We start from the raw sequence: 24,352 nt of genomic DNA on the forward strand, positions 1-24,352 counted from the left end.
CCTACGAAGGAATAGGTAGTAAAGGTTTAATGCGAAAGGGAAATGAGGTATTTTTTATCATCTTAAATAGTTATCAAGTTTTGTTAATAAGTTTTTAAAATTATTTTTTCCTAACCCTAATCTAAAATACTGGCCTTTTTGACCAAACATTGTTGCCGGTAACGCTAAAATCCCTGTGTGTTCAGCTAAACGTCTAGCCCACAGCTCTATGGGTTGTTTAGTCATGACTTCAACTAAACTAAGCAACCCGGCTTGAGGTGGATGCCATTGAAATATGTCAGAATGTGTCTGAACAAAGGTATTGAAGTGCTCAATATTGACTTGAATCAATTGATTATTACCCCTGATAATTTTCGCACTTTGTTCAAAGGCGATTTCCGCTAACTCTTCATCAATGGCAGAGCAACAAATTGAACTCAAACTCTTTGCCACTAATAGTTGTTCTAAAACGGCTTCATTGTTACTGATCACCCAACCAATTCGAATTCCCGCTAAGCCAAAACTTTTCGACATAACAGACACGACCAGTGCTTTGTCATAATCTAAATACCGATGTGATAAAGCCAAGTTGTTATAGTTACTTGCTTGAGAAACATCATCAGCAATTAAGTAACAATCATATGCTTTAGCAAGGGTTAATAGTTGTTCGGCAAGTGAACTGTCAATAATACTTCCCGTTGGGTTGTGAGGTGAGTTAAGGACAATCAGTTGAGTTTTTGCACTGATTTGTGTTTTTATATCTTCAATTGTAAATTGCCATTTTTGCAACGATGACAATTCAATGGTTTTTACCTTACACCCTAGTTTTTCTGCCATTTGAGTCAAAGATGGGTAATTTGGCGTTACAACAATAACTTCATCTCCTGGCTGTAGTAAACTCTGATATATTGCCGACAAAGCCTCTTGTGCGCCACAAAAGGTCAAGACATTATCTTCATTTAACTGGCTTTGATGATGGTTCAATTGATGATGAAAGTTAACAATGGCAGTACGTAATGAAACACGACCTTTTAAAGAAGCATAACCAAGTTTAAGCGCATTGATTTTCTCAAGCCCCTGCCCTGACATTTCCACAAGCTGACCTAATGTTAAGCTATGTGCAGTTGAATCACTTAAACTGCCGTGAATCGGACATGTTAAAGATTGAGTAAATTGAAGATGAGCCGGTAGCTCATCTTGAGTTGGTTGATGGCTAACCATTTTTTAACTGCCAAACCGATATCATGATACAACTTTGTTGAGTTTGATGAGCATTAATTGCCAGCGTTTGCTGAAGGCTGGTTGTGGTCACTAAGTTAAAATTTGGCATTAATACTTGTGATATACCATCAAGAACCGTGACATTTTCGCCATTTATTTTAACCCCACCCAACCATTTGTCTTTCTGAGTGACTTGTTCATTAAAGGTATTATTAGTCGCAACAATCAATAAAGCACCTTTATTAAGACGGTGGGCAATATTTTCTAATACCGCTTTGGGATCATAACTTTGCTCTAAGACTTGCTGTAATAATACCACGTCATAACCTTGAAAAATCGGTTTTAAGTTCACCGCGTCGCCTTGTGAAAAATGGACATTTCCTCGATAATTTTTCACGTATTGCGCCAAAGCCACTTCGTTAAAATTGACTATATCTCCTTCAACAATCGATTGATAACGCACATTTTCATTATTTTGTAACTTCACCCCGTATTGTATAAATCGAGCAGAGAAGTCAACGGCGTCAATGTGATCAAACATGGCGGATAATTCAAAAGCGGCTCTCCCAACAGAGCAACCAAGATTAAGTAATTTTGTCGGAGTCAATGAATCAGAAAATTCACGACAAACAGCTTGCACAACATTTGCAAGTTCAACGGAAAAGTTAGCCTCATGATGTGTTGAGTGAGGATAATGACTGGCTAATTGCTGACAAACAATTTTATCCGTTTCTATTGGGTTAACCGGAGTTATCGGGGTTTTAGCTCGATCACTTTCCACATAGCGAAATCCAGCATGTTGGAAAAAATGACGGCGAAAAGCATATCTTGATGATTTAATGGTTTCGTTTCCCGTAGAAATCCAAGAACCACCTTTAATTAAATTATGCTGACCATCGAAGGTTGGCGTTGAAAAATCATCATATAATGGGTGTACTTTAAAACCATCAAAACCATCGATCGCTGACTCTGTCCACTGCCAAACGTTCCCAATCACATCATAAAAGCCTTGATGTTCAAACCTATCAACAGGACAAGAAGAGGCATAATGCGCCAAATTTATATTACTAAACGGTGCATGGCGATCGACCCTATCTGGTGAAATGTCCTCTCTTAAACAATACCATTCTGCTTCGGTTGGCAAGCGAATAAATCCTTTTGTCTGTTTATCTTTCCAATGACAAAACGCATTCGCTTCAAGGTAATTAACTTCGACAGGCCAATTCAATGGTAATGGAATTTCTGCAAGTAAATTTCTTTGCCAATAGTCATTTCCGCGTTTTAGCCAAAATCGGGGCATTTTCGCTTGTGTATAACTTAGCCACTGCTTTCCTTCTTCATTCCAAAGATCAGCTGTTTGATAACCACCAGCTTCAACAAACTGTAAAAACTCTTGATTAGAGACTAAATATTTACTGGCTTTAAACGGTGATACTTCAATGGTTAACTGGCCGTATTCATTATCCCAGCCATACGTATAATCATCGTCTGCTTTACCTAATGTAAGTGTTCTCCCTAACACCCTACGTAATTCATTTTCTGGTGGCTCACTTGAATCTTTGCATGCAAGCCAATGACTTGTGCTCGATAAATATTTTAACGGCAACATACGCATGATCACCGAAGAGGTTTCCAAATGAATACGCTCATGCTCACAGCCCATCAAAATGACCCACGCCAGCGAATCTTGACTGATAGGTAATATCAACTCCATGCTATCAATCAATTGATTGACTAAAGTAAAAACTTGCTGACGATAGTTTTTTACTTCAGATAAAGTTGGCCATTGGTAGTGATTGCTATCTAAATCATCCCAGCTCATCTCATCAACACCAACCGCGCAAACGGCCTCTAACTTTTCATTCAGTCGAGATGACAGGTATTTTCCAAGTATCAACTTGTTAATAAAAAACGTAGCCGTATGGCCATAATAAAAGATTAATGGATGCCGTAAGCGCTCAGGTCTTAAGTAATAAGCCTTTTCATCATTGATTAAGGCAAACAAAGACTCATAAGTTTGCCAAGTATTGGCAAAATAGTTTTTCAATTCTAGCCTTTTTTGCTCGACGTCTTCACCGATTAATAAAGGTGTGGTTAGTTGCTTTAAAGTACTATTCATAAATTTTTATCGAACTATTTAATAATTAAAGACTGAATTTGATAAGCAGATAAAATCATCGATTTTAATTTATCTCCTAGTTTTTCATCTTTCTTGAGAAAAGTCATATTTACAGCGTTATTCGCTTGATGAGCTTTTAACGAATAAACTGGATGTTGCTGCATTTTCTCATCAATGCGATTAATGCTTTTAGCAAACCAGTTATCTTTTTCAAAAAGCTCAATAGCACCTTCAGATTTTTCATGGCTATATAAAGATAGCGGTAATGATTGTGGCATTTTTCTATCATTCAGGTTGTCTTGGCACTGATGATCAACAAAAGCCTCTATCGCATCAATTACATTTAATAAGCCGTATATGACATTTAAATAAGGATTATAATACATACTTGAAGCGCCTAACCTATGTTCTATTCTGGCGGTTTTTTGCCAAAAACTTTCACTGACTAAAACCTTATTATGTTGATCATACAATAAGGGCTGCTCTCCCATCGCTTGATTATGTTTACCCAACTCTTTGTACAAAGCGATACTTCCTTGGTGACCACCTGAAATATCTGTTGGTGAACATAATTCTGCCGACAAACCATATTTAGTTTTTAAAGCAAAGCGTTCAAATGCTTCTTCTTCAGGCAAATATAACAAGCAACAACCTAAACTTGTTTTTAAAAAACATTGTTGCAAATATTCACCAAAATAGCGCTCAGCCACGATATTTTCACCACGTGAATTCTTAACACTTACATTCATTTGGATAGCATTAGGGATATGTACATCGCGCGTTTCACCACTAAACACATTGTCACAACCTAGGGCTACTTTTCCTTTATCACCTGCCCAAACAACAGGCTTAATTAAGGTTTTTTCAATACCCTGCTGAGCAAACAGTTTGGGGATATGATACAAAGCTAACGCTAAATTTTCCGCTTCTTTTAGTGGTAGTTGACCGTTGAATAAAGATACATATTCCCATTGTTTTTGCCAATATTCAGGTATTACTTCACCATCAATCTTTAATTGTTTAAGCGATTGGTTAATCAATGAAAAATTAATTGTCTGATTTTTTACTTGCTCATTGATTTGATAACACCCCTCTAATTCGAAGTGAATTAGCGGGGTGTAATGTAAAGAAGTAAGATAATTTTGTAATACCGCGATGATCTCTTTTGAGAGTTGGGTAAATTCAGTGGTTAATAACAGAGATAAGTTCATTAAACTTTATTACATTGAGGGCTAAATTTAAAAAACATTCACACGATTTTTACCTGTTTCTTTTGCTTGGTAAAGTGCTTGATCTGCTAGCCCGTATAAAGCCTTCGAATCGCTTACCTCTTCATTGTAGCATGAGATACCGACACTGATAGTGACGGAAAAAGATTTGTCATCTTTTGCATCAAATTTGTAGGCGCTAATTTCGTTTTTCATCCGTTGTGCAATTTTTTCAGCGATGTCTGTATCAGCTCTTGGTAATACACAAAGGAATTCTTCACCACCAATTCGGCCCATAACATCTTCCGTTCTCAAGGCATTTTTTGCGAGCGTTGATACCACTTCGATGACCCGATCGCCGATAGGATGACCATAAGTGTCATTGATTTTTTTAAAATCATCAATATCGATAACTAAGATCGATAAATGGCCCTTAGGTATCGTTGTTGCCGCAATTAATTTATCAAGATATTGAAAAATATAACGACGGTTATAAAGGCCTGACAAAGGATCTGTGATTGATAACTCTGCCATTTTACGATTGTTACGATATTGGAAAGTCACTACAGCAATGACAACCATTAATAAAGTCAGTAAAAAAATAATTAAATAACTTTGTTGGATGTTCGATTGTTCCCGATTTTTTATTTCTAATAATTCAGCTTTAGAACGTTGATTTATCAGTGCCTTTTCAATACCTTGACGTTCTAACTCCATTGCTGAACGAATGGTTATCGCGCGAGTAGAAGAATTTTTAATTAACAATTTTGTGTATTTATCATTATATCGTGAGAGCAGTTGATACCCTTTTTCAAAATTACCTCGTTCACTTTCTAGTTTTGCGGCAATTTTTAACGATTCTAACTGCCAAGCCGTCCCCATTAACTCAGGTAAAGCCTGAAATAACTCATTAACTTTTGTTAAAGCAATTTCAGCTTCATCAAAACGCTTTAATTGAATTAAACAGCTTGCTTTTCGTTTATACAATTCAGCATCATAATCATCTAAGCCATTTAAATTAAGCGCATGCTCTATCATTGGCAAGGCTTCATTGCAGCTACCTTTTTCAGCTAAAGACATACCTAAGCCATAAGCACCAAAATAAGTAATATTTTCATTCGGTGTAAAAGCAACATTTTTTTGATACCGCTTAAAGTACTCGATAGCAAGATCATATTTTTGCCAATAACGATAAGTACTAGCGATACCGTAGATTGCCTCTGACGCATGTGCTTTATAATTTAAGCTTTCATAGCTATCTAGTGCTTTTTGGTAATACTCGATTGATTTTTCATGTTCAAGCATATAGCCATAAATAGCCCCGTAAGTTTCGTTGATGATTGCCACTAAAAAGCGATCATTTAACGCATAGGCTTCTACATACGCTTCTTGCATATCTTTTAACGATATTTCAAATAATTCAGCCAAGCTATAGGTATAAGCTAACTCTTTTTTTGCTTTAATATAGAGGTGGCTGAAGTTTCCTTGTTTCGCAAAGTCCATACTGCGTCGATAAAATTCTCGCGACTTGTGATAGCCGCCTTTTCGCTGCAGAGAAAGTCCTTCAAAATAATGATATCGAGCTTGTTGTTCAACATTTGTTTGGTTGTTAATTAACGGTGCTATTTGAGCCAAGGTTTGGTCAAGATCTTGGTAAAAATATAATAAGTTTTCACACTGAGCTTTGCGAAGCAACCACCATATTTTAGCTTCTTGTGTCATGCTAGGATATTCTGGAGCCAGTTGTGAAAGTGCTTGTAGGGATAACCAAGGATTAATAAATATCTGATCATCTAATGTAGCAAGGTTTGCCGTGCTGATTGACTTAATGTCAAATTGGCCTTGTTCATTCGCGGAACCATTCGCCATAAAAGCAAATAAAATTGTAATGATTACAAATTTAAATATATAAATAAATTTCAACAATTTAACATCCTTGAAGCACACTCCTGTCTATTTAATCATTATTCGTAATTTGAGTAAATAACATTCAAAAAATGACGATTAAAATTACGCTTTAACTATCAGAAAAGGAGGGCGCTATTTAAACTATCGAGCGGCCATTCAGAAATAAAAACAATCCTATTTTCTAGATAAATAATATCAGTTATTGGTTGAAATATCATACGTTTATTCACCCAAAAAAGTATCGTTTTAATATAATAAAAAACCGCTTATTCATGTAAATAAGCGGTTTCCCCTTAAGATATTGACCTGCTAGCAATCAACGATTCTTTGGCTAATTGAGATTAAAAAGCATACGAAACACTAACATGGTATTGCGTGTCATCCGCTTGATAATTTAATGCCGATTGATAGCTTTTATTGAAAGCATTAGAAACTTTACCTGCTAACTTTAAAGCGTCGTTCACTTGATAACTAGTGGTAAAATCCACTATCCAGTAATCATCTAAATCAACATTACCGCTATCTTTTGCTTCATCACGATAGCTAACGATAGTGCCAAATAACCACTCTTGCCAATGGTAATTCACAACAATGTTAGTGTTAAATTTAGGACGTCTTAGCAGTGCTTTACCTGTTGATTTATCTTCCGTTTCGACAAAAGTAAAGGCTAGTTGATAATCAAAGTTTTGATAGTTACCAGAATAATTAATATCAATACCTTGCATATCAGCTTCGTTGATATTAGCCGGTTGCCATTGACCAAATTCATTTGGATTCCAAGCGATTAAATCTTCAACTTCAGTATCGTAAATGCTAATTTCAATTAACGAGTTTTCAGCATGTTTTCTTAATAACACTTCATTGGTGGTAGAGCTCTCAGGACGTAAATCAGGATTACCGGATCCTGGCCAATATAAGTCATTAAAAGTAGGAGCTTTAAAACCAGTTCCGCTATTAATGCTAATTAACCAGTTTTTAGGTAACTGATAACCTATTGAAGCGTTATAGTTTGATTCATTGCCAATGTTTTCAATATCATCATAACGACCCGCTACTTCAAAAATAAACTGATTCGCTTGATGTCTCGCTTGTAGAAAAACAGCACTAACGGCACGTTTATCAAGCTCCCAAGCCTGAAAGCCTGGTTGCCACGAAACTTTATCCGTATTGGTTGAAACCGATTCTTGATACCAATCGGTACCGAATGAAAAACCCGTTTGCTCCGATAACTGATAATTACCCACTAATGAAAATTGCTCACGTTGTGTTTTTATTTCATCAGCATCGCCTTTTAATATACCGTTGCCGTAGGTTGCACCTTGATCTTGGTTTGTCGCAATAGACGCTTCGAACGACAATTTATCAGTTTGATAAAGCCCTGCCACTTTCACATGATAATTTTCAGCGGTTTGTTGATTGGCATAAAAACTAGGGCACACTTTGGTATAATCGTCCCAACACGGCGAATCAGGATAAGATGCATCGTAATCACTGTTACTTTCTTCAAAACGGCCAACTAATTTCATCGATATTGTATCAGTGAATTGGCTATTTCCTATCACGGAAACCGATTGACGCTTATAACCGTCGTCATCAGGCTCATTGATATCATACGGATTATCAGGATCAGACAAATAAGCATTAAAACCATCCGCTTTTTCAGATGATACGTTCAAAGTATACTCATGGGTTTCATTACCAAAACCAATAGAAGCCGCTCCTTGCATTAAGCCATTACTGCCTAATCCAAAACTAACACTCCCTTCACCTTGACTATGTTGCTTGGTAAAAATTTGGATTACACCACCAATAGCATCAGAACCCCATAATGCCGCACGTGGACCTTTGACGATCTCAATTCGCTCAATTTGTTGCGCTGAAATAGCCGATAAATTTACCGAACCTAATGTCGCTGAGCCAACTCTTACTCCATCCATAATGACCAAAGTATGATTGCTATTGGTTCCTCGAGTATAAACAGAGCTAATTTGCCCCGCGCCACCTTGATTTGCTACATGTATACCTGCAACTGTTTTCAAAATGTCACTAACGCTTGTTACTTGCAATTGTTCAATCGCTTCACGGGTAATAATTTCATTCGCCGATAAGGCTAAAAAACTATCTTGTTGAGAACGATTTGCCGTCACTAACATTTGTTCGTCAGTTTGAACATCATCTGAAATAAGTTCATCTGCCAAAACAGAGTAGGCGTTAAAGGTACATGTCGCGATAATCGACGACGCTAAAAGTGTTTTTTTCATAATCTCCTCGCCACCAATGCCACCCGCATCAGTTAAACAAAATGATGAATTTAAGTCGGTCTCCGGACTTATCAACCCAAGGTTGAATTACCGTTGCGGGGGCAGTACAAGTTTTTCACTTGTTTCCCAAAATGTTCAGTTTTTCGCTAAACACTTAAATTCGTAATTTCACTATTTACTTATTAAGAAAATAGTACGTTGGTTTTCTTATTAAACTTACTGTCTAAATTGATCTATTTGCTGACAAAGTAATGATAATTCATCTAATGAACGTAAGGTCATACGATGTAATTGATCAGCATCAGGATGTAAAAAAGCGTTGTTCTTAACAGCTGGTATTGCTGGCCATTGTTGCCAATTCACCTTATCTGGCGAACTTACCCCGTAAGAGCTGGGCTGAATAATGATTTGCGGCGCTTTTAACACTACGTTTTCTACATTAATTTGCGGATAATCGGTTTCACTATCAAAAAACGGATTGCTGGCTCGACAAACGCTTAATTGTTGCTGTGGCCAAGCATTCTTGGCTACTGTGGTCAGTGGCCTGGGCCATAACTCATAAAAAACACTGATTGCCGCTTTATCCTTATAATGATCAGCAATATTAGTTAATTGCTGCAAAAACTCTTTTGCTTTTTGTTCACCTAATGCCTGATTACCAGTTAACTCGCCAAAATAACGTAATTCTTGTGCAACAGACTCCAAGGTTTCAGGTTGAGAATACACTATGTTCAAGCCTAGTTTTTGTAAACGTACTAAGTCATCACTTGGGTTACTTTTCCAAGCAATAATTAAGTCAGGATCCACCGCGAGTACTTGCTCAATATTCAACTTGGCATAATTACCTATTCTAGGGATACTATTAGCCTGCTCAGGGTAATCAGCATGTTCGGTTGTACCAACGATAAGATCCCCTGCACCAATGGCATACAAGTTTTCTACAATATGTGGCGCTAATGCGATGATTCGTTTAGCCGCGTTAACCTGCTGTTTTACACTTTCATTTCCAAAACAATTAACACTAACTAGGGAAAGGAATACAGCAATTATTGTATTGATTTTCATCTTGAACTCTCTATAACTTCATTGGTAAATATCTTAGTGTTTCTTAAATAACTTGAACTACCAGTCGATGCCTTTTTGTACTTTAATACCGTTTTCAAAAGCATGTTTTATCGATTGTACTTCTGAAACCGTGTCAGCCATTTCCACCAACTTACGATGCGCTGCTCGGCCGGTAACAACCACATGTTGTCCTTCAGGACGATTACTTATAGCATCAAGCACTTCATCTAAATCTAGGTATTTATAACTCAGCATATAGGTCAATTCATCTAATAAAATGGTATTAATGCTAGGGTCTTTCAGTAATTTTTTAGCTGCTTGCCAAATTTTTTCTGCCGCGGCAATATCTTGTTCTTTATTCTGAGTTTCCCATGTAAAGCCGGTATTCATCACATAGAAAGGTACCCCATGACTTTCCAATAAATTTCGCTCTCCGCAATCCCATGTGCCTTTAATAAACTGACAAACAGCGGCGTTTAATCCATGTCCGACAGAACGTGTCACTACCCCAAAACCTGCTGTAGATTTTCCTTTACCATTGCCGGTGATCACCAATAACAAGCCCTTATCGTCGGTTGCAGCGGCAATACGCTCATCAACTTTCTCTTTAAGTTTTTGTTGGCGCTGTTGATGTTTTTCTTTTTTATCTTGTTCGTTCATGAATTTCTCCACTGTTGTAAAATGTGTTCTAGCTTTTCGATATCCATATGGGTTTGACAAACGTTGGCTAATTTTTCTATCGCTTGTTCTTGAATTTCTTCTAAATCTTGACTGTTCTGTAAACTTGCACCACACCAAAGAGCTAAGGTGTCTATGGCATCGGCTTGATCAAATACGCCATGTAAATAACAACCCGCCACTTGTTCGTCATCACTGATTGCGCCGTGACTTTGATTATTTATCGACAATAAAGGTGTCAATGCTGAAAAGTGTTGGCTTTGGCCAAGGTGAATTTCATAACCTTGCACAGTAATATTGTTTCCGGCTAAAGATAATGTCCCTTGCTGATTTTTCAGGGTTTTATCTGCTGATAACGATGTACTCATCGGTAAAAGATTTAGTCCTGATGTTTCCCCTACTTCGCCTTCAATACCAAAAGGGTCGATAATGGTTTGCCCTAACATCTGATAACCACCACAAATACCAAAGACCTTTCCCCCGTAACGTAAGTGTTTTTCAATTTGTTGATCCCAACCTTGTTGCTTTAAAAAAGCTAAATCAGCGCGACTGTTTTTACTGCCCGCTAAAATAATCAAATCAGCAGGAGGCAGAGCCGTTGACTTTAATTCTGACGCGTAAATAAATTGAAAATCTATTTCGTTATGAATGCGTAACGCATCAAAGTCATTATGGTTACTCATGCGAGGCGTTACCGGGACAATGACTTTAAGTTTTGCTTGGCCGACTTGTTGTTGTTCAGAAACCGCGTCTTCGGCTGCAATATGTAAACCATGAATATAAGGTATTACCCCTAAGACAGGCTTTTGAGTTCTTTCTTCAAGCCAAGTTAATCCTGATTCAAGTAATTTAATGTCGCCACGAAAGCGATTAATGACGAAGCCAACAACTCGAGCTTGCTCTGTTTTTGATAACAAATCCAACGTGCCAACTAGGTGAGCAAAAACCCCACCTTTATCAATATCGGCAATAATGATCACAGGACAATCGGCTTGTTCAGCAAACCCCATGTTAGCAATATCACCCGCACGTAAATTAATTTCGGCTGGACTGCCTGCCCCTTCAACAATAACTCGTTGAAAGTTTTGTGCTAACCGCTGATGGGATTCAAATACCGCATTTTTCGCTATTGTTTTATAGTCGTGATAATCCTGAGCATCCATACTTGAAAATACCTGACCATGAATAATCACTTGGGCATTTTTATCTGATTGGGGCTTTAATAATATTGGATTAAAATCAACTGACAGCTCAACCTTGGCCGCTTGCGCTTGTACCGCTTGGGCTCTGCCAATTTCTCCACCACATGCCGTTACCGCACTATTTAACGCCATATTTTGTGGTTTAAAAGGCGCAACCTTCATACCTTGTTTGGCATAAATCCGACACAAAGCCGCCACTAACGTGGTTTTTCCCGCATCGCTGGTTGTGCCTTGTATCATTAAGGTTCGTGAGGCCATTAGTTGAGCTCCCGTAAATACTCAGATTGTGACTTTGCCAATAAGTTAGAGGGGAATTTACGGCTTGAAACGGCGTGTTTATCACATGATTTCAAATCGTTCTCTTCCGGTAATAACGGTTTGGCGATCTGTTTTACTCTTGGCTGCTGGTTGATTTCAATTGACGTTAAACTCGCATTGGCGATAGATAAATTGGTGTACCAAAGTGGATTTCTGAAATCGATATTTAATAAGTGCGCTAAAATCATGCGAATAATGCCGCCATGACAAACTAACAAGATATTTTTCGCCGATTTTTCACCCACCACTGGCAGCTTATTAATATCATCAATAATGGCTTGCCATGCGTTTTTCACTCGATAAGAAAAGCCGGTGAGCAGTTCTGCGTTGGGCAAAGGGTGCTGAACAGGGTTTTGCCAAAACCGCTCAAGTTGATGCCAAATATCTTTATCTAGATGGAGTTGATCAAAAGCAATGCCGTCATAAAGACCAAAATCCATCTCTTTTAATTGCGCTTCTATTGAAACTGATCGTTGTAATTTTTCGCCGATAAGCATAGCTAGGCTTGAACAGCGTACTAATGGCGAGGTGATCACCGCGTCAATATTAAGGTGCTGCGCGATAAACTCTTCGGCAATTTGCTCATTTATCTCAGGAAGCACGGCAACATCTGTTTTACCGTATAAAGCGGCTGCTCCACTGACCTTTCCATGTCGAAGTAAATAAATATTAGCCACTATAGTTCACCTTTGCGTTTTTAGATGACTTTAAGGTCAACGGAATGCCTGCTGTTACTAAGGTAACTTGCTCAGCAACTTTTGCTAATTGCTGATTCAGCCAGCCTGCGTGATCGACAAATAAACGCGACGGTTTTCCCAATGGCACAACCCCTAATCCAACTTCGTTAGCAACTAGCATGATTGTCGCTGAATGTTCAGTTAATACATCGATTAACTCTGTGATTTTATTGGTTAAATAATCAGTTATTGGGTTGTCATCTTGGCTTTGTTCAAGCGCCACCATTAAATGATTCGACAACCATAATGTCAGGCAGTCCACTAGCACAAACCTAGGTTCATCGCTTAATGCTAATTGCTTATTATCTAACTCCACCAATAAATCAGTTAAGTGCAAAGGACACTCAATCAACTGCCATTCAAAGGCAATACGCTGCTGTTGATGATGAATAATTCGTTGTTGCATTTCTTCATCTAACGCTTGTGCGGTAGCCACGTAGATAGGAAGCTGTTGCTCCTTCCCTCTTTGTGCTTGTATCCATTGTTCGCTAAAAGACGACTTTCCAGAACGCGCGCCCCCTAATACTAAATGCAACATTAGAAGACACCTGTGTTTGAGATGTGATGTATCAAGACTAAGTAAATAATCAGCTCGCTTACTTGTTGTGCTGCCCCTAAACAATCGCCGGTATAACCAGCGATTTTACTGATTAGCCAATACCTAAAAGCTAAGCGTAAAAGTAATAAAATAACGATAATCGTGAGAAGTAATGACCAGAAACCGACAAAAAGCCAAGGAAACAGCAATGCCGGTAAAAAGGCTACTGCGAGTAAAATCATGAGATCAATACCTGATTGTTGGCAAGCAATCGGTTTACTTTTGCTGCTGTCATCTTCCGCCACATAAGGGGTATCAAAAATTAAGCTTGCCGCAAAAGCTCGAGACATAGCATAGGCAAAAACTACCGAAATCATTAAGATTGAATGCTGCTCAAGTTCTACTAGTAACTGAAATTTTAGTAATAAAGATAAAACTAACGTGACTGTTCCATAAGTGCCGATACGGCTGTCTTTCATAATAGTTAAACGCTTCTCAGCACTGTAGCCTCCCCCCATACCATCGGCCATATCAGCTAAACCATCTTCATGAAAAGCACCTGTAATATAAACACTGGTGATCATGGTCAATATAATCACGAGATGAGTCGAAAAAAAGTGATCAAAAAGGGAATAGCTCAAGCAAACGAGTAAACCAATAACAATCCCCACTAATGAGAAATATCGATTGGCACGGTTCATTCGTTTTTCAGAATAAGGTAACGACTTAGATACAGGGAGCTGGCTAAAAAACATCAGAGCAAGACAAAACAACTGCCATTGATAGCGGATTTTAACCAAATATCTTTTTGACAAAAAGGCCTGCATTAAACCGTGACCCCAGCACTTTCAAAACTCGCCATCTCGTTATAAAAACTAGCCGCCGCTTTTAATAAAGGTAAAGCCAACGCAGCGCCGGTGCCCTCTCCTAAACGAAGATCTAGATTCAATAACGGTTTTGCTTCAAGCATAGTTAACATGAGTTGATGGGCATGTTCATTTGATTGATGCGCAAAGATTAAATAATCGCGGACATTAGGATTGATCTTTTCAGCCATTAAAGCGGCGCTGGTGACAATAAAGCCATCAATTAATACGGCAATACCTTGTTCTGCGGCTGCGAGAATGGCGCCAACCATTTGCACCATTTCAAAGCCCGCTAATTCTTTTAATAGATAATAAGGGTCTGTGAATATTTTCTCGGGATCTAACCTTGATACAGCTTGCGCTACTAAGTGTTTTTTAATTGAGAATTGTTGCGAATTTATACCTGTACCCTTGCCAACACATTGCTCACAATCTTGTTGAGAATAAGCGCTTAAAATGGCTGATGCCGCACTCGTATTGCCAATGCCCATTTCACCAAGCAATAAAATATTACAACCTTGGTTAATAATATCTGTGGTAATTTTTTTACCGTATAACAACCCTTGCTGAACCTGAGAACTTGTCATAGCTCTCGTGGTAGAAGTATCATTGATGCCAGCCCCTAAGCGCTGCTCAATAAAGTGTTCACTTATAGATTTTTCTGCCGAGGTTAAAGGGGTGTTGATACCAGCATCAATGACTTTCATCGCAATATTGTTACTGCGACAAAAACAATTGATAGCAGCACCACCATGTAAAAAATTCAACACCATTTGACGTGTCACTTCACTTGGCGCGATACTGATACCATGTTCAGCCATACCGTGATCAGCAGCAAAAACCAACATGGTAGGTTGCGAGATAATCAGAGTCTTTGTAGCAAGTTCACAATTTTGGCTTTGAATTAACATGAGCTGTTTCGCCAAACTTTCAAGTTGGCCAAGGGCTCCTAATGGCTTAGTTTTGCTATCAATAACCTGTTGTATTGCCGCTGATTTATCGGTATTAAATGGCTTTATTGAAAACACGGCTATACCTTTCGCATAATAAATAGAAAGAACAGGCTGCCAATCACAGAAGTTATCACTCCAATAGGGATCTCTTGTCCTGGCACTATGGTTCGTGCAACCACATCCACCCAAATTAAAAAGCAGCCGCCGACTAACCCAGAGCTTAATAATAGTTTTGCGGTAGTTAAGCCAAAAAAAGGTCGAACAATATGTGGGATCATCAAACCAACAAATCCAATACCACCACAGTAAGAGACAATCACGGCCGTCATTGCGGCACATACAATTAGCGCTAATAACCGCAATTTATCAACATTAACCCCAAGCGTTCTTGCGCTTTCGTCACTTAATAACAATGCATCTAATTGTCTAGCAAAAACCAAAGCTAATATTAAACAAATACAAATAACCGGAATCACCCAAGATAAGGCGTAGTAATCAGCGCGAGCTAGTGAACCCATCATCCAAAAAATCACTCGATTACTTGCAAAGGCTTCTCCAAAATATAAAATAAAACTGGTAAAGGCGCTGAGTAAGAAAGACACGGCAACACCGGCAAGCAGTAAATGTTCAACTCGTCGCCAATTATTACCCATCAAAACAACCACAACGATTGATACAGCAAATAATGCGCCGATAAATGCCGCTAACGGTAATGAAATGGCTTGTAAGTGTTGTGGGAGTAGCCCTGATAAAGTAGCGCCTAAGCCAGCGCCAGCAACAATACCAAAGAGATAAGGGTCGGCTAATGGGTTACGAGTAACATTTTGCATCAGTGCGCCAGCCGCTGCCAAAGCAAAGCCAGCTAAAAACCCCATCAGCACTCGTGGAAAACGTATATCCCATAAAATTGTTTGATAAATAGGTCGTTGACACTCATCTGTCAAACATTGCCAAACCTTTTGATAGCCTAGTTCTGCGGTGCCAAATCCCATTGAAAGAAGAATAGAAAACATCACCAAGATGATTAGAATGCCAATTTTACTTAACGATTTTCCTTGATTAGTCATGCGAAGCTCCAGCATAAGTCACTCGCATTTTACGGGTAAGTGGGTTTCTATCGACCAAACAGTCAATATGAAAAGTCTCTTTGATTAACGTTTCATTCAATACTTTTTCCGTATCATCAAACGCGCGAACTTCGCCTTGAGAGAGCAATAACAATCGATCACAATACTGCGCAGCTAGGTTTAGATCATGAATGGTCATAATTAGGGTTAAACCGAGTTGTTTCACAATCGATAAAATTTGGTGTTGATAGTAAATATCTAAGTGATTGGTTGGTTCATCCATAATAAGAATTTCTGGACGTTGAACTATCGCTCGAGCAATTAAACAGCGTTGCTGCTCGCCACCTGATAAGGTATTAAACACTTGATACTTTTTTTGTTGTAAATTGACTTGCGTTAACGCCTGATCAATTAATTGTCGATCTGAGTTGGTATTACTTTCAAAAAACGCTTTATGAGGGATCAAGCCCATATTCACAATATCAAATACGGTTAAATTAAATACTGCTTCATGTTGCTGTGCAACCACCGCCACTTTTTTGGCAATCTCTTTTCGATCGAATAAATCTAATGAAATTTCAGACAGCGTAACCTGCCCAGAGGTCATTTTATTTTCTTGATACAAGCATTTTAGTAACGAGGTTTTACCGGCACCATTTGGACCGACAATACCGACGGTTTCGCCTTGCTTTGCAGTAAAACTAACATCTTTGATAATGTGTTTATTATCAATCTGCCAAGATATATTTTCAGCTTGTAAGTGAATAATTGTCATAAATACCACAAGGTTAAATAGGCGTGGTATTAGCAAGGAAATTTTGTGCAGAAATGAAATCGTGAAAGTGCAACAAAATACCTACTATGTTACCCGCACAGTATATTCGTATTATTTTTATGGCAGGTCTCCTGACTTATAGAGATAACCCAAATTTATCCTTCCCAGCACCTTATGCCAGTGGTAATAAAATTCAGCTCTACTTACAGTTGCGGGAACAGTTGCGGACTAATACCTACTATTATTGTCAATAGTTGATATGCACCACATTCCCTTTTAAGCCGTGTTGAGTATTCTGTTGAATAAACACACAGACACCATAAAATTTGCGCTACTTTATCATAGCTAAATAACGTTGACTAGCATTTAGCTATATAGACGTCTAAAATATTTTCAAACTTTAAATTATAACTGTTGTAATACCTTATCTAAGCCACGCTTTGATTCAGCGACAGCTTGCAATGGGGTTAAACCATTTGGGTATTCTTCTTGCTCTACGACCAGCCATAATGTACCGCCAACTGTCATATTGGCCTTAGTTAAATTCAACCAATCAATTGTATCTTGACCGATAATAGGCAGCTTTCCTTGAGTACCTTTAGGTAATTTAACTTTGTAATGGGTGGTTAATGTTCTGCCTGGATATTTTTCCACATAAGCAATAGGATCTTTCCCTGCATACGTTGTCCAACCCACATCTTGTTGAAGCACTACATTTTCAGGGGTGTTCATCGCTAGATAATCCCAATATGTAGTCCCAGCAAAGGCATTAAATTCGTGATCATGATTATGAAAGCCAGTTTTCATGCCGTATGGCGCTAATTTTTTTGACAGATGATTCAATAAACCCACCACTTCTTTTATTCCTTGCGGATGCCAAGCTCGTTCATCCCAACCAACAATTAACATGTCTATCCCTAAGGTTTGATAAAACTTCACCGTGTCAGCAAAATTTTTCTCATTGAGTTGTTCAAAGGACACGTGTGCACCGCTACCTTTTAACGACAATGAATCTAACACTTGTTTGATCGCAGTGGCATCTCCTGCAAACTCACCAAATTCATTGGCAAATTCCACCCCATCAAAACCCATTTCTGCTAATGTTTTAAGAGTCCCTTTAAAATCAGCTTTGACTTCATCTTTAACCGACCAAAGTTGCACACTCAACTGTGGTGTAGTGGTAACGTGAGATTTTTCATGCTCCTCATGCGCTGACACTACAGGGTTAAAAATCAGAACACTGGCGGCAATAAGCACATTGAAGATATCTTTTAATTTTTTCATTATTTTTCTCGTATATTTCTGTGTATTTTGTCAAAGGTTAATTTCGACACTAAATTCGTTTTGCATTCATCTCTTTCACGGCATAATCAACCGCTCTAACGGTTAGCGCCATAAAAGTAAGCGATGGATTCACCACGGCTGTCGAACAAAAACTTGAGCCATCAGTCACAAATAAGTTCGGAATATCATGGCTTTGGTTATATGCATTGAGTACTGAATCAGACGGATCACGCCCCATGCGCGCCGTTCCAACTTCGTGAATAGCTAATCCAGGCGCATTTTTATCCAGAGATGTGTAACTGGTGACGTCTTTCACACCGGCTTTTACTAGCATATCTTTCGCCGTTTCCGCCGCATCTTCCATCATTAATCTTTCATTCTCTGACCACTGACAGTTGATGTGTAATTGTGGGATCCCCCACTTATCTTTTTTACTTTCGTGTAATGACACTTGATTTTCGAAACGTGGTAGCATTTCACCTTGCGCATGCAAACCAAAATACCAATCTCCAGCTTGCGTTAACTGATGTTTAAAATCAGCACCAATCCCATCTTTAAAACGATTACCTTGCCAATTACTTCGCCCTGCACTACCCGCTAAAGCATAGCCGCGTTTATAATGTTTTTTGTATTTTGAAGGTTCAAATTGAAAATTAGGAATGTATGCCGCGGTAGGACGGCGTCCCGAATAAAATTCATTTTCATAGCCTTCTAATCGCCCACTCGCGCCTGCATTGTATACATGGTCCATTAAATAATGACCTAATACGCCTGAGCTATTGGCAATGCCATTAGGGAACTTTTTCGATGTGGAATTTAACATGATTTGTGTTGAACCAAGGGTTGAAGCACATAAGAAAATCACTTTGGCAAAGTATTCTCGAGTCGTTAAGTTGTCATTGTCGATCACTTTAACGCCTTTAACCCGATTAGTTTTTTCATCGTAAATTAAACTATGAACCACACTATTTGGAGCAATATGCAAGTTACCGGTTTTCGCTGCTGCTGGTAAAGTAGAGCTTTGCGTAGAAAAATAAGCCCCAAATGAACAACCTTTTTGACACTCATTTCTTGCTTGGCATTGTACGCGGCCTTGTGAAATATGAAGTGCTGTCGGCTGAGTTAAATGTGCCGTTCGCCCCATAATCATTGGTCGATCAGGAAAAAGGCGAGCAAACTTTTTTTGTAAATCTTTTTCAGGTTTAGTCCACTCAAAAGGCGGTAAAAACTCACTATTAGGAATTTGTGGCAAGTTATCATAATTTCCACTGATCCCAGCATGCTTTTCAACGTGGCTATACCAAGCTTCAAGATCTTTATAGCGTACAGGCCAATCATTGCCAATACCATCGGCTTTATTTGCGTTAAATTCATTATCACTAAATCGGTACGATTGACGGTGCCATAGTAGCGACTTTCCGCCGAGTTGATTTGCCCTGATCCAGGTAAAATCCGTACCTTCTTCGGTTGAATAAGGTAAGTCTTTATCATTACCAAAGAAATGTTTTGTCGCATCATGAAACGCATAGCACTTTTTTTGTACTTGATATTGTTCTTCTACCAGCAAATTATCAACTTGCATACGATTCGCAAATTCCCACGGACCTTTGTTTTCGCCAATATAGTCTTTGCGATGTTCAACCACCCGTCCGCGTTCTACCATTAAGGTTTTTAAGCCACGCTCACAAAATTCTTTTGCCGCCCAGCCACCTGAGATCCCAGAGCCAATGACTAAGGCATCGTATTCTTCTGTACTGTTATTTATATATAATTCTTGATCCATAACTTCTTCTCAATTAGCAATTACTGACTTAGTAATACGCCAAAGATCCCCATGATTTTTTTAACGATGAATATGCCACTGAGCCTTTAAAGCCCCCGGGCACTGCCTGATAATTTAACGCTTGAGTTGCGCCAACTTCAGTGGTAAAAAAACCGAAGACTAATAACGACTTTACTGCTTTAAACGCGTGTTTATCTTGCGAAGTGAATCCTAACTTTTCGGCTTCTAAGCCAATCAGTAAATTCTGTTGATTTGAGCCAGTTAGCTCAATAAAACTCTTATTGTAATGACGGGTACTTTGATGGTTTATTTTATCAATAATAGCAACAGCTTGTTGCTGGTCTTTTTGGGGAAAACACACAGATAATTGATGATCTAAAAAACCATGAACATCCAAATCAGCGGCACTAGGTGTATCGGTTCTCGGTAATACCACTGCGCAAATATCATGTAAAATTTTCATTTGTGTTAACGTAAAAAGCTTACCCGCTTGCAGGGCACTATTGCTTTTTGGTTGATAACTAAACGCTACTGCTAACGCATCACCGCTGATCAAAGGGGATACCGCAGCGGTTCCCATAAATGCTGTTAAGCCACGTAAAAATTGTCGCTTACTTTGTTCAACTTGCGATGATATTTCAGAACTTGTAGCTTTTGGTTGTTTCATCTTTTTGACAAGCCTTGAATGATTAACGTTACTTTTCAATGCCCACCTCCGTAGAGTCTGTTGATACTTGGATAACCGCAGCTTTACGCATCACTAAAACTAAGCCAGTAAAGGCAAAAATCAGCACAAACGGAAAGATGCTTAAGTTTGCAAGGGTTGCTTGACCCGCCGCTAATTCAGCAAGTGCAGGATCACTATTAAGCGTTAACGCTTGTTGACGTGCCTCATCTATCCACCGACCGATCACAGGGTTCCACATGCTTACCGCAAACATACCAATTCCGCCTAATAAAGACATACCTAAAGCGCCTGAATCAGGAATATTTTCCGCGACAAATCCCACCATTGTCGGCCAAAAATAAGTCACACCTAAGGCAAATAAAAGCGCGGAAACATACACCATATTCCCAGTTGCAACACTCATTGAATAGATACCTATGGTGGTCACTACCGCGGAATAAAGCAAAACACCAGCAGGGTTAAACTTGTGAACAATAGGACCAGCAAAGTAGCGCCCGACAGCCATTACACCTGTGATCATCGCCATAATCAACATTGGTGAAGCACCAGATGAACCTAGAATTCGCTCTATCCATTGTTGCGTGCCTAATTCACTTGTTGTGGTAAGTGTCATACAAATGGCCATGAAGATAAAAAGAGGTGAAAAAAGTGCTTTTATATTTTTACGGGTAGAGGTTTCTATATTGTCTGATTCTGGAAATTTTTGAGAAAGAATAAGATAACCATAAATAACTGTCGGTACTAACATCACGGCAATTTGCGCTTGCCAGCCAAAACTCATATCTGTCATCATTTTCGATATTAATGCCCCAACAACGATGCCGCCAGGAAACCAAACATGGAATCGATTAAGCATAGTCGTTTTGTTTTTATGGTACATATCGGCAATTAATGGATTACAACCTGCTTCAACTGCACCATTGGCAAAACCAATACAAAAGCTTGAAATTAATAGCGACCAAAACCCGTCTGCGCTGATGGTTAATATCAAGCCAACGATATGGCCAACAAAGGCGATAGTTACTAATTTTTTAGCGCCAAATAAGTTATACAACAAGCCGCCAAGCATAGTAGCAATAGGAAACCCTAAAAAGGCCATTGCATTTATCCAACCTAACTGAGTATCTGTTAAGGCATAATCTTGACTAAGTTGACCTAATATTCCCGCACGAATAGCAAAAGTCATTGCTGTTACTGTGAGCGCTAAACAACTCGCAATAAAAAGCTTATTTTTATTTATGTGTTCTGACATTTTTTCATTCCTATTTTAATTCATCTTTGACTCATTCAGACCTACAACCCCAGAATTTGACGATTTAACGACGCATCTTCCCCACTAGATGCAAAATCATCAAAAGCATGTTCAGGTGTTCTAATTAAGTGCTTTTCAATAAATGGTGCGCCTTCTTTAGCACCATCTTCAGGATGTTTTAAGCAACATTCCCACTCTAATACCGCCCAACCTTGATAACCGTATTGTGTTAACTTGCTAAATATTTGTTTAAAATCGATTTGACCATCACCTAATGAGCGAAAACGCCCTGGACGGTTTTGCCAATCTTGGTAGCCCCCGTAAACACCACTTCTACCGTTTGGTCTAAATTCAGCATCTTTGACATGAAATGCTTTAATGCGCTCATGATAAATATCAATAAATGCCAAATAATCAAGCTGTTGTAAGATAAAATGACTTGGATCGTAAAGTATATTGACACGCTGGTGGTTACCAGTTGCTTCAAGAAAGCGTTCAAAAGTTACACCATCGTGCAAGTCTTCACCTGGGTGTAATTCATAACAAATATCTACACCAGCTTCATCAAACTTATTGAGGATGGGTAACCATCGCTTAGCTAATGCTTTAAAGCCATCTTCAACTAAACCCGCAGGACGTTGCGGCCAAGGATAGACAGTTTGCCACAACAAAGCACCGGAAAATGAGGCATGCGCAGTCAAGCCAAAGTTAGCACTTACTTTTGCCGCCATACCTACTTGTTCGATTGCCCATTGAGTTCTAGCTTGTGGATTGTTTTTTACTTCATCCACAGCAAAACCATCAAACTGCTTATCATATGCCGGATGAACCGCCACAAGCTGCCCTTGTAAATGCGTGGACAATTCACTAATACTTAAGCCAGCTTCACTTACAATACATTGTATTTCATCACAGTACCCTTTACTTTCATGAGCCAGTGATAAATCAAATAATCGTTTATCCCAGGTAGGTATTTGTACGGCTTTGTACCCTAAACTAGCAACCCAAGCACATAGAGCTTTTAAATTATTAAAAGGCGGCTTATCTTGGCAAAATTGGGCAAGAAAAATGCCGGGTCCTTTAATTTGTGAGCCATGAGATTGCCCGGCTTGCGTTGTGCCCTTAGACGTAACTGAATGCGAATTGGAGGTGTTTTTAGCCATTTTACTCGCTTCCTTTTTCAACGGAGTTAGATAATAGAGGCTGCCATTTAAGCTCAGATTGGCTCGCGGTTATGACACCTTCAATAAATGCCATGCCGCGTATTGCTTCATCAATACCGGGTACATCAAAGGTTTGGTTGTCGCATGCTTCATTCGCTTGGAATGCACGAATTTGCTTAGCAAAATTAAGATAAAGATTAGCGAAAGCTTCTAAATAACCTTCAGGATGACCGGCTGGCGTTCTCATTGCACTTTGCGCAGCATTACACATTGTTCCAACACCCGCTCTTATTTGCTGAGTAGGCTCATAATTAGATTTCAGCAATAAAGTGTTCGGCGTTAAATGTGACCACTCAATACTTTTTTTATCGCCGTAGATACGCAGGGTTAAGTTATTTTCATCACCTATTGATATTTGACTGGCAAGTAAAACACCTTTCGCGCCATTCGAAAATTTTAACATCACAGTGCCATCATCATCTAACGTTCTACCGGCAATAGTGGAGGTTATATCAGCACAAATATTATCGATGGTTAATCCAGAAACATACTCAGCTAGGTTTGCCGCATGTACGCCAATATCCCCCATACAACAACTGACGCCTGATTTTTCAGGATCTAATCGCCAACTCGCTTGTTTACTACTTTCATCAGATTTCGAGGCAAGCCAGCCTTGACTATACTCAACAACGACCTTGACTATATTACCTAGCTCGCCCTGCTCAATTAAGTGTTTAGCTTGTTTTATTAAGGGGTAACCCGTATAGGTGTGAGTTAAACCGTAAAGCATGGCATGTTGTTCAATTACCGCTTTTAATTGGTAAGCCTGCGCTAAACTTAAGGTAGCTGGTTTATCTGACATGACGTGAAAGCCATATTCCATGGCAAGTTTAGCTACCGGAAAATGTAAATGATTAGGCGTGACAATGGCAACAAAATCCATCCGCTCATTTGCTGGTAGCATGGCCTCTTGCTTAAACATTTCTTGATAACTTTCATAGCACCTTGATTTATCAAGATACAAGCCTAAACCGGATGAAAGACTTTTTTCTTTCGTTGAACTAAACGCCCCACAAACCAATTCAATCTCGCCATCAATTGCAGCTGCGATACGATGAATCGCGCCAATAAAGGCCCCTTCACCACCGCCAACCATGCCCATACGAATTTTTTTCACTCTGATAAATCCAAATCAATGTTCAAATACTTGCTATTTACTATAGGAGCTTGTCGGAAAAATGTGTTATTAATAAATCGGTTTTAAATGCAATAAATTCGGCGTTTAAA

The 24,352-nt window shown here is 38.9% G+C and carries 20 protein-coding genes and 2 riboswitches; all 20 genes read right to left on the minus strand.

The features are described 5' to 3' along the window. Window positions 1-57 precede the first annotated feature (57 nt). The 20 genes from RM573_RS05525 to RM573_RS05620 all read right to left on the minus strand — a co-directional run bounded on the left by RM573_RS05525 (window position 58) and on the right by RM573_RS05620 (window position 24,227). Window positions 58-1,200, minus strand: a complete 1,143-nt coding sequence (locus RM573_RS05525) for a pyridoxal phosphate-dependent aminotransferase (RefSeq protein WP_311578438.1) — start codon at window positions 1,198-1,200, stop codon at window positions 58-60. Then, entirely contained in the window at window positions 1,193-3,319 is a 2,127-nt protein-coding gene (gene ovoA / locus RM573_RS05530) for a 5-histidylcysteine sulfoxide synthase (RefSeq protein ID WP_311578441.1), read from the minus strand. The genes RM573_RS05525 and ovoA overlap by 8 nt, the downstream gene beginning before the upstream one ends. Before the next feature lie 14 nt (window positions 3,320-3,333). After that, window positions 3,334-4,530 (minus strand): hypothetical protein, encoded by a 1,197-nt coding sequence (locus RM573_RS05535; RefSeq protein WP_311578444.1) that lies wholly within the window; start codon window positions 4,528-4,530, stop codon window positions 3,334-3,336. 27 nt (window positions 4,531-4,557) lie between these two features. Continuing rightward, window positions 4,558-6,453, minus strand: a complete 1,896-nt coding sequence (locus RM573_RS05540) for a tetratricopeptide repeat-containing diguanylate cyclase (RefSeq protein WP_311578447.1) — start codon at window positions 6,451-6,453, stop codon at window positions 4,558-4,560. Between the two features lie 323 nt (window positions 6,454-6,776). Further along, window positions 6,777-8,696: a TonB-dependent receptor domain-containing protein gene (locus tag RM573_RS05545; protein ID WP_311578449.1), complete on the minus strand. Its 1,920-nt coding sequence runs from the start codon at window positions 8,694-8,696 to the stop codon at window positions 6,777-6,779. Between the two features lie 36 nt (window positions 8,697-8,732). Beyond that, a riboswitch (cobalamin riboswitch) is annotated at window positions 8,733-8,869 on the minus strand. A 43-nt stretch (window positions 8,870-8,912) separates the two neighbouring features. Then, the gene (locus RM573_RS05550) at window positions 8,913-9,761 is read right to left on the minus strand and encodes a cobalamin-binding protein (RefSeq protein ID WP_311578454.1); all 849 of its coding nucleotides are present in this window, start codon (window positions 9,759-9,761) and stop codon (window positions 8,913-8,915) included. 57 nt (window positions 9,762-9,818) lie between these two features. Continuing rightward, window positions 9,819-10,421, minus strand: a complete 603-nt coding sequence (gene cobO, locus RM573_RS05555; RefSeq protein ID WP_311578456.1) for a cob(I)yrinic acid a,c-diamide adenosyltransferase — start codon at window positions 10,419-10,421, stop codon at window positions 9,819-9,821. Beyond that, the gene (locus RM573_RS05560; RefSeq protein ID WP_311578459.1) at window positions 10,418-11,899 is read right to left on the minus strand and encodes a cobyric acid synthase; all 1,482 of its coding nucleotides are present in this window, start codon (window positions 11,897-11,899) and stop codon (window positions 10,418-10,420) included. The genes cobO and RM573_RS05560 overlap by 4 nt, the downstream gene beginning before the upstream one ends. Then, window positions 11,899-12,636 carry a histidine phosphatase family protein gene (locus RM573_RS05565; RefSeq protein WP_311578462.1) on the minus strand — a complete coding sequence of 246 codons (738 nt, stop codon included), beginning with the start codon at window positions 12,634-12,636 and terminating at the stop codon, window positions 11,899-11,901. Before RM573_RS05565 ends, RM573_RS05560 begins: the two co-directional genes overlap by 1 nt. Continuing rightward, window positions 12,629-13,234, minus strand: a complete 606-nt coding sequence (cobU, locus tag RM573_RS05570) for a bifunctional adenosylcobinamide kinase/adenosylcobinamide-phosphate guanylyltransferase (RefSeq protein ID WP_311578465.1) — start codon at window positions 13,232-13,234, stop codon at window positions 12,629-12,631. The genes RM573_RS05565 and cobU overlap by 8 nt, the downstream gene beginning before the upstream one ends. Next, complete coding sequence (locus tag RM573_RS05575; protein ID WP_311578468.1) at window positions 13,234-14,049, minus strand: adenosylcobinamide-GDP ribazoletransferase; 816 nt, start codon at window positions 14,047-14,049, stop codon at window positions 13,234-13,236. The genes cobU and RM573_RS05575 overlap by 1 nt, the downstream gene beginning before the upstream one ends. An 11-nt stretch (window positions 14,050-14,060) precedes the next feature. Further along, window positions 14,061-15,128, minus strand: a complete 1,068-nt coding sequence (gene cobT / locus RM573_RS05580) for a nicotinate-nucleotide--dimethylbenzimidazole phosphoribosyltransferase (protein ID WP_311578471.1) — start codon at window positions 15,126-15,128, stop codon at window positions 14,061-14,063. A gap of 2 nt (window positions 15,129-15,130) precedes the next feature. Next, window positions 15,131-16,120, minus strand: coding sequence for a FecCD family ABC transporter permease (locus RM573_RS05585; protein WP_311578474.1), 990 nt, complete (start codon window positions 16,118-16,120; stop codon window positions 15,131-15,133). Then, the gene (locus tag RM573_RS05590; RefSeq protein ID WP_311578477.1) at window positions 16,113-16,895 is read right to left on the minus strand and encodes an ABC transporter ATP-binding protein; all 783 of its coding nucleotides are present in this window, start codon (window positions 16,893-16,895) and stop codon (window positions 16,113-16,115) included. The genes RM573_RS05585 and RM573_RS05590 overlap by 8 nt, the downstream gene beginning before the upstream one ends. Window positions 16,896-16,999: 104 nt before the next feature. Further along, window positions 17,000-17,232, minus strand: a riboswitch (cobalamin riboswitch). Window positions 17,233-17,300: 68 nt separating this feature from the next. Next, window positions 17,301-18,179 (minus strand): sugar phosphate isomerase/epimerase family protein, encoded by an 879-nt coding sequence (locus RM573_RS05595; protein ID WP_311578480.1) that lies wholly within the window; start codon window positions 18,177-18,179, stop codon window positions 17,301-17,303. Between the two features lie 49 nt (window positions 18,180-18,228). Continuing rightward, window positions 18,229-19,962, minus strand: a complete 1,734-nt coding sequence (locus RM573_RS05600) for a GMC oxidoreductase (protein ID WP_311578483.1) — start codon at window positions 19,960-19,962, stop codon at window positions 18,229-18,231. Window positions 19,963-19,990: 28 nt separating this feature from the next. Then, on the minus strand, window positions 19,991-20,629 hold the full coding sequence (locus RM573_RS05605; protein ID WP_311578486.1) for a gluconate 2-dehydrogenase subunit 3 family protein: 639 nt from the start codon (window positions 20,627-20,629) through the stop codon (window positions 19,991-19,993). A gap of 28 nt (window positions 20,630-20,657) precedes the next feature. Beyond that, window positions 20,658-21,902, minus strand: a complete 1,245-nt coding sequence (locus RM573_RS05610; RefSeq protein ID WP_311578489.1) for an MFS transporter — start codon at window positions 21,900-21,902, stop codon at window positions 20,658-20,660. A 41-nt stretch (window positions 21,903-21,943) separates the two neighbouring features. Next, window positions 21,944-23,065 carry a sugar phosphate isomerase/epimerase family protein gene (locus RM573_RS05615; RefSeq protein ID WP_311578492.1) on the minus strand — a complete coding sequence of 374 codons (1,122 nt, stop codon included), beginning with the start codon at window positions 23,063-23,065 and terminating at the stop codon, window positions 21,944-21,946. Window position 23,066: 1 nt separating this feature from the next. Continuing rightward, window positions 23,067-24,227 (minus strand): Gfo/Idh/MocA family protein, encoded by a 1,161-nt coding sequence (locus tag RM573_RS05620; RefSeq protein WP_432280219.1) that lies wholly within the window; start codon window positions 24,225-24,227, stop codon window positions 23,067-23,069. Window positions 24,228-24,352 lie beyond the last annotated feature (125 nt).

This window comes from Thalassotalea castellviae (genome assembly GCF_031846185.1).
Lineage (GTDB): Bacteria > Pseudomonadota > Gammaproteobacteria > Enterobacterales > Alteromonadaceae > Thalassotalea_H > Thalassotalea_H castellviae.

Bases quoted from the DNA above. Each gene is read 5' to 3' on its own strand.
- RM573_RS05525 (WP_311578438.1), bottom strand. From the start codon at position 1,200: ATGGTTAGCCATCAACCAACTCAAGATGAGCTACCGGCTCATCTTCAA.
- ovoA (WP_311578441.1), bottom strand. From the start codon at position 3,319: ATGAATAGTACTTTAAAGCAACTAACCACACCTTTATTAATCGGTGAA.
- RM573_RS05535 (WP_311578444.1), bottom strand. From the start codon at position 4,530: ATGAACTTATCTCTGTTATTAACCACTGAATTTACCCAACTCTCAAAA.
- RM573_RS05545 (WP_311578449.1), bottom strand. From the start codon at position 8,696: ATGAAAAAAACACTTTTAGCGTCGTCGATTATCGCGACATGTACCTTT.
- RM573_RS05550 (WP_311578454.1), bottom strand. From the start codon at position 9,761: ATGAAAATCAATACAATAATTGCTGTATTCCTTTCCCTAGTTAGTGTT.
- cobO (WP_311578456.1), bottom strand. From the start codon at position 10,421: ATGAACGAACAAGATAAAAAAGAAAAACATCAACAGCGCCAACAAAAA.
- RM573_RS05560 (WP_311578459.1), bottom strand. From the start codon at position 11,899: ATGGCCTCACGAACCTTAATGATACAAGGCACAACCAGCGATGCGGGA.
- cobU (WP_311578465.1), bottom strand. From the start codon at position 13,234: ATGTTGCATTTAGTATTAGGGGGCGCGCGTTCTGGAAAGTCGTCTTTT.
- RM573_RS05585 (WP_311578474.1), bottom strand. From the start codon at position 16,120: ATGACTAATCAAGGAAAATCGTTAAGTAAAATTGGCATTCTAATCATC.
- RM573_RS05590 (WP_311578477.1), bottom strand. From the start codon at position 16,895: ATGACAATTATTCACTTACAAGCTGAAAATATATCTTGGCAGATTGAT.
- RM573_RS05595 (WP_311578480.1), bottom strand. From the start codon at position 18,179: ATGAAAAAATTAAAAGATATCTTCAATGTGCTTATTGCCGCCAGTGTT.
- RM573_RS05600 (WP_311578483.1), bottom strand. From the start codon at position 19,962: ATGGATCAAGAATTATATATAAATAACAGTACAGAAGAATACGATGCC.
- RM573_RS05605 (WP_311578486.1), bottom strand. From the start codon at position 20,629: ATGAAACAACCAAAAGCTACAAGTTCTGAAATATCATCGCAAGTTGAA.
- RM573_RS05610 (WP_311578489.1), bottom strand. From the start codon at position 21,902: ATGTCAGAACACATAAATAAAAATAAGCTTTTTATTGCGAGTTGTTTA.
- RM573_RS05615 (WP_311578492.1), bottom strand. From the start codon at position 23,065: ATGGCTAAAAACACCTCCAATTCGCATTCAGTTACGTCTAAGGGCACA.
- RM573_RS05620 (WP_432280219.1), bottom strand. From the start codon at position 24,227: ATGGGCATGGTTGGCGGTGGTGAAGGGGCCTTTATTGGCGCGATTCAT.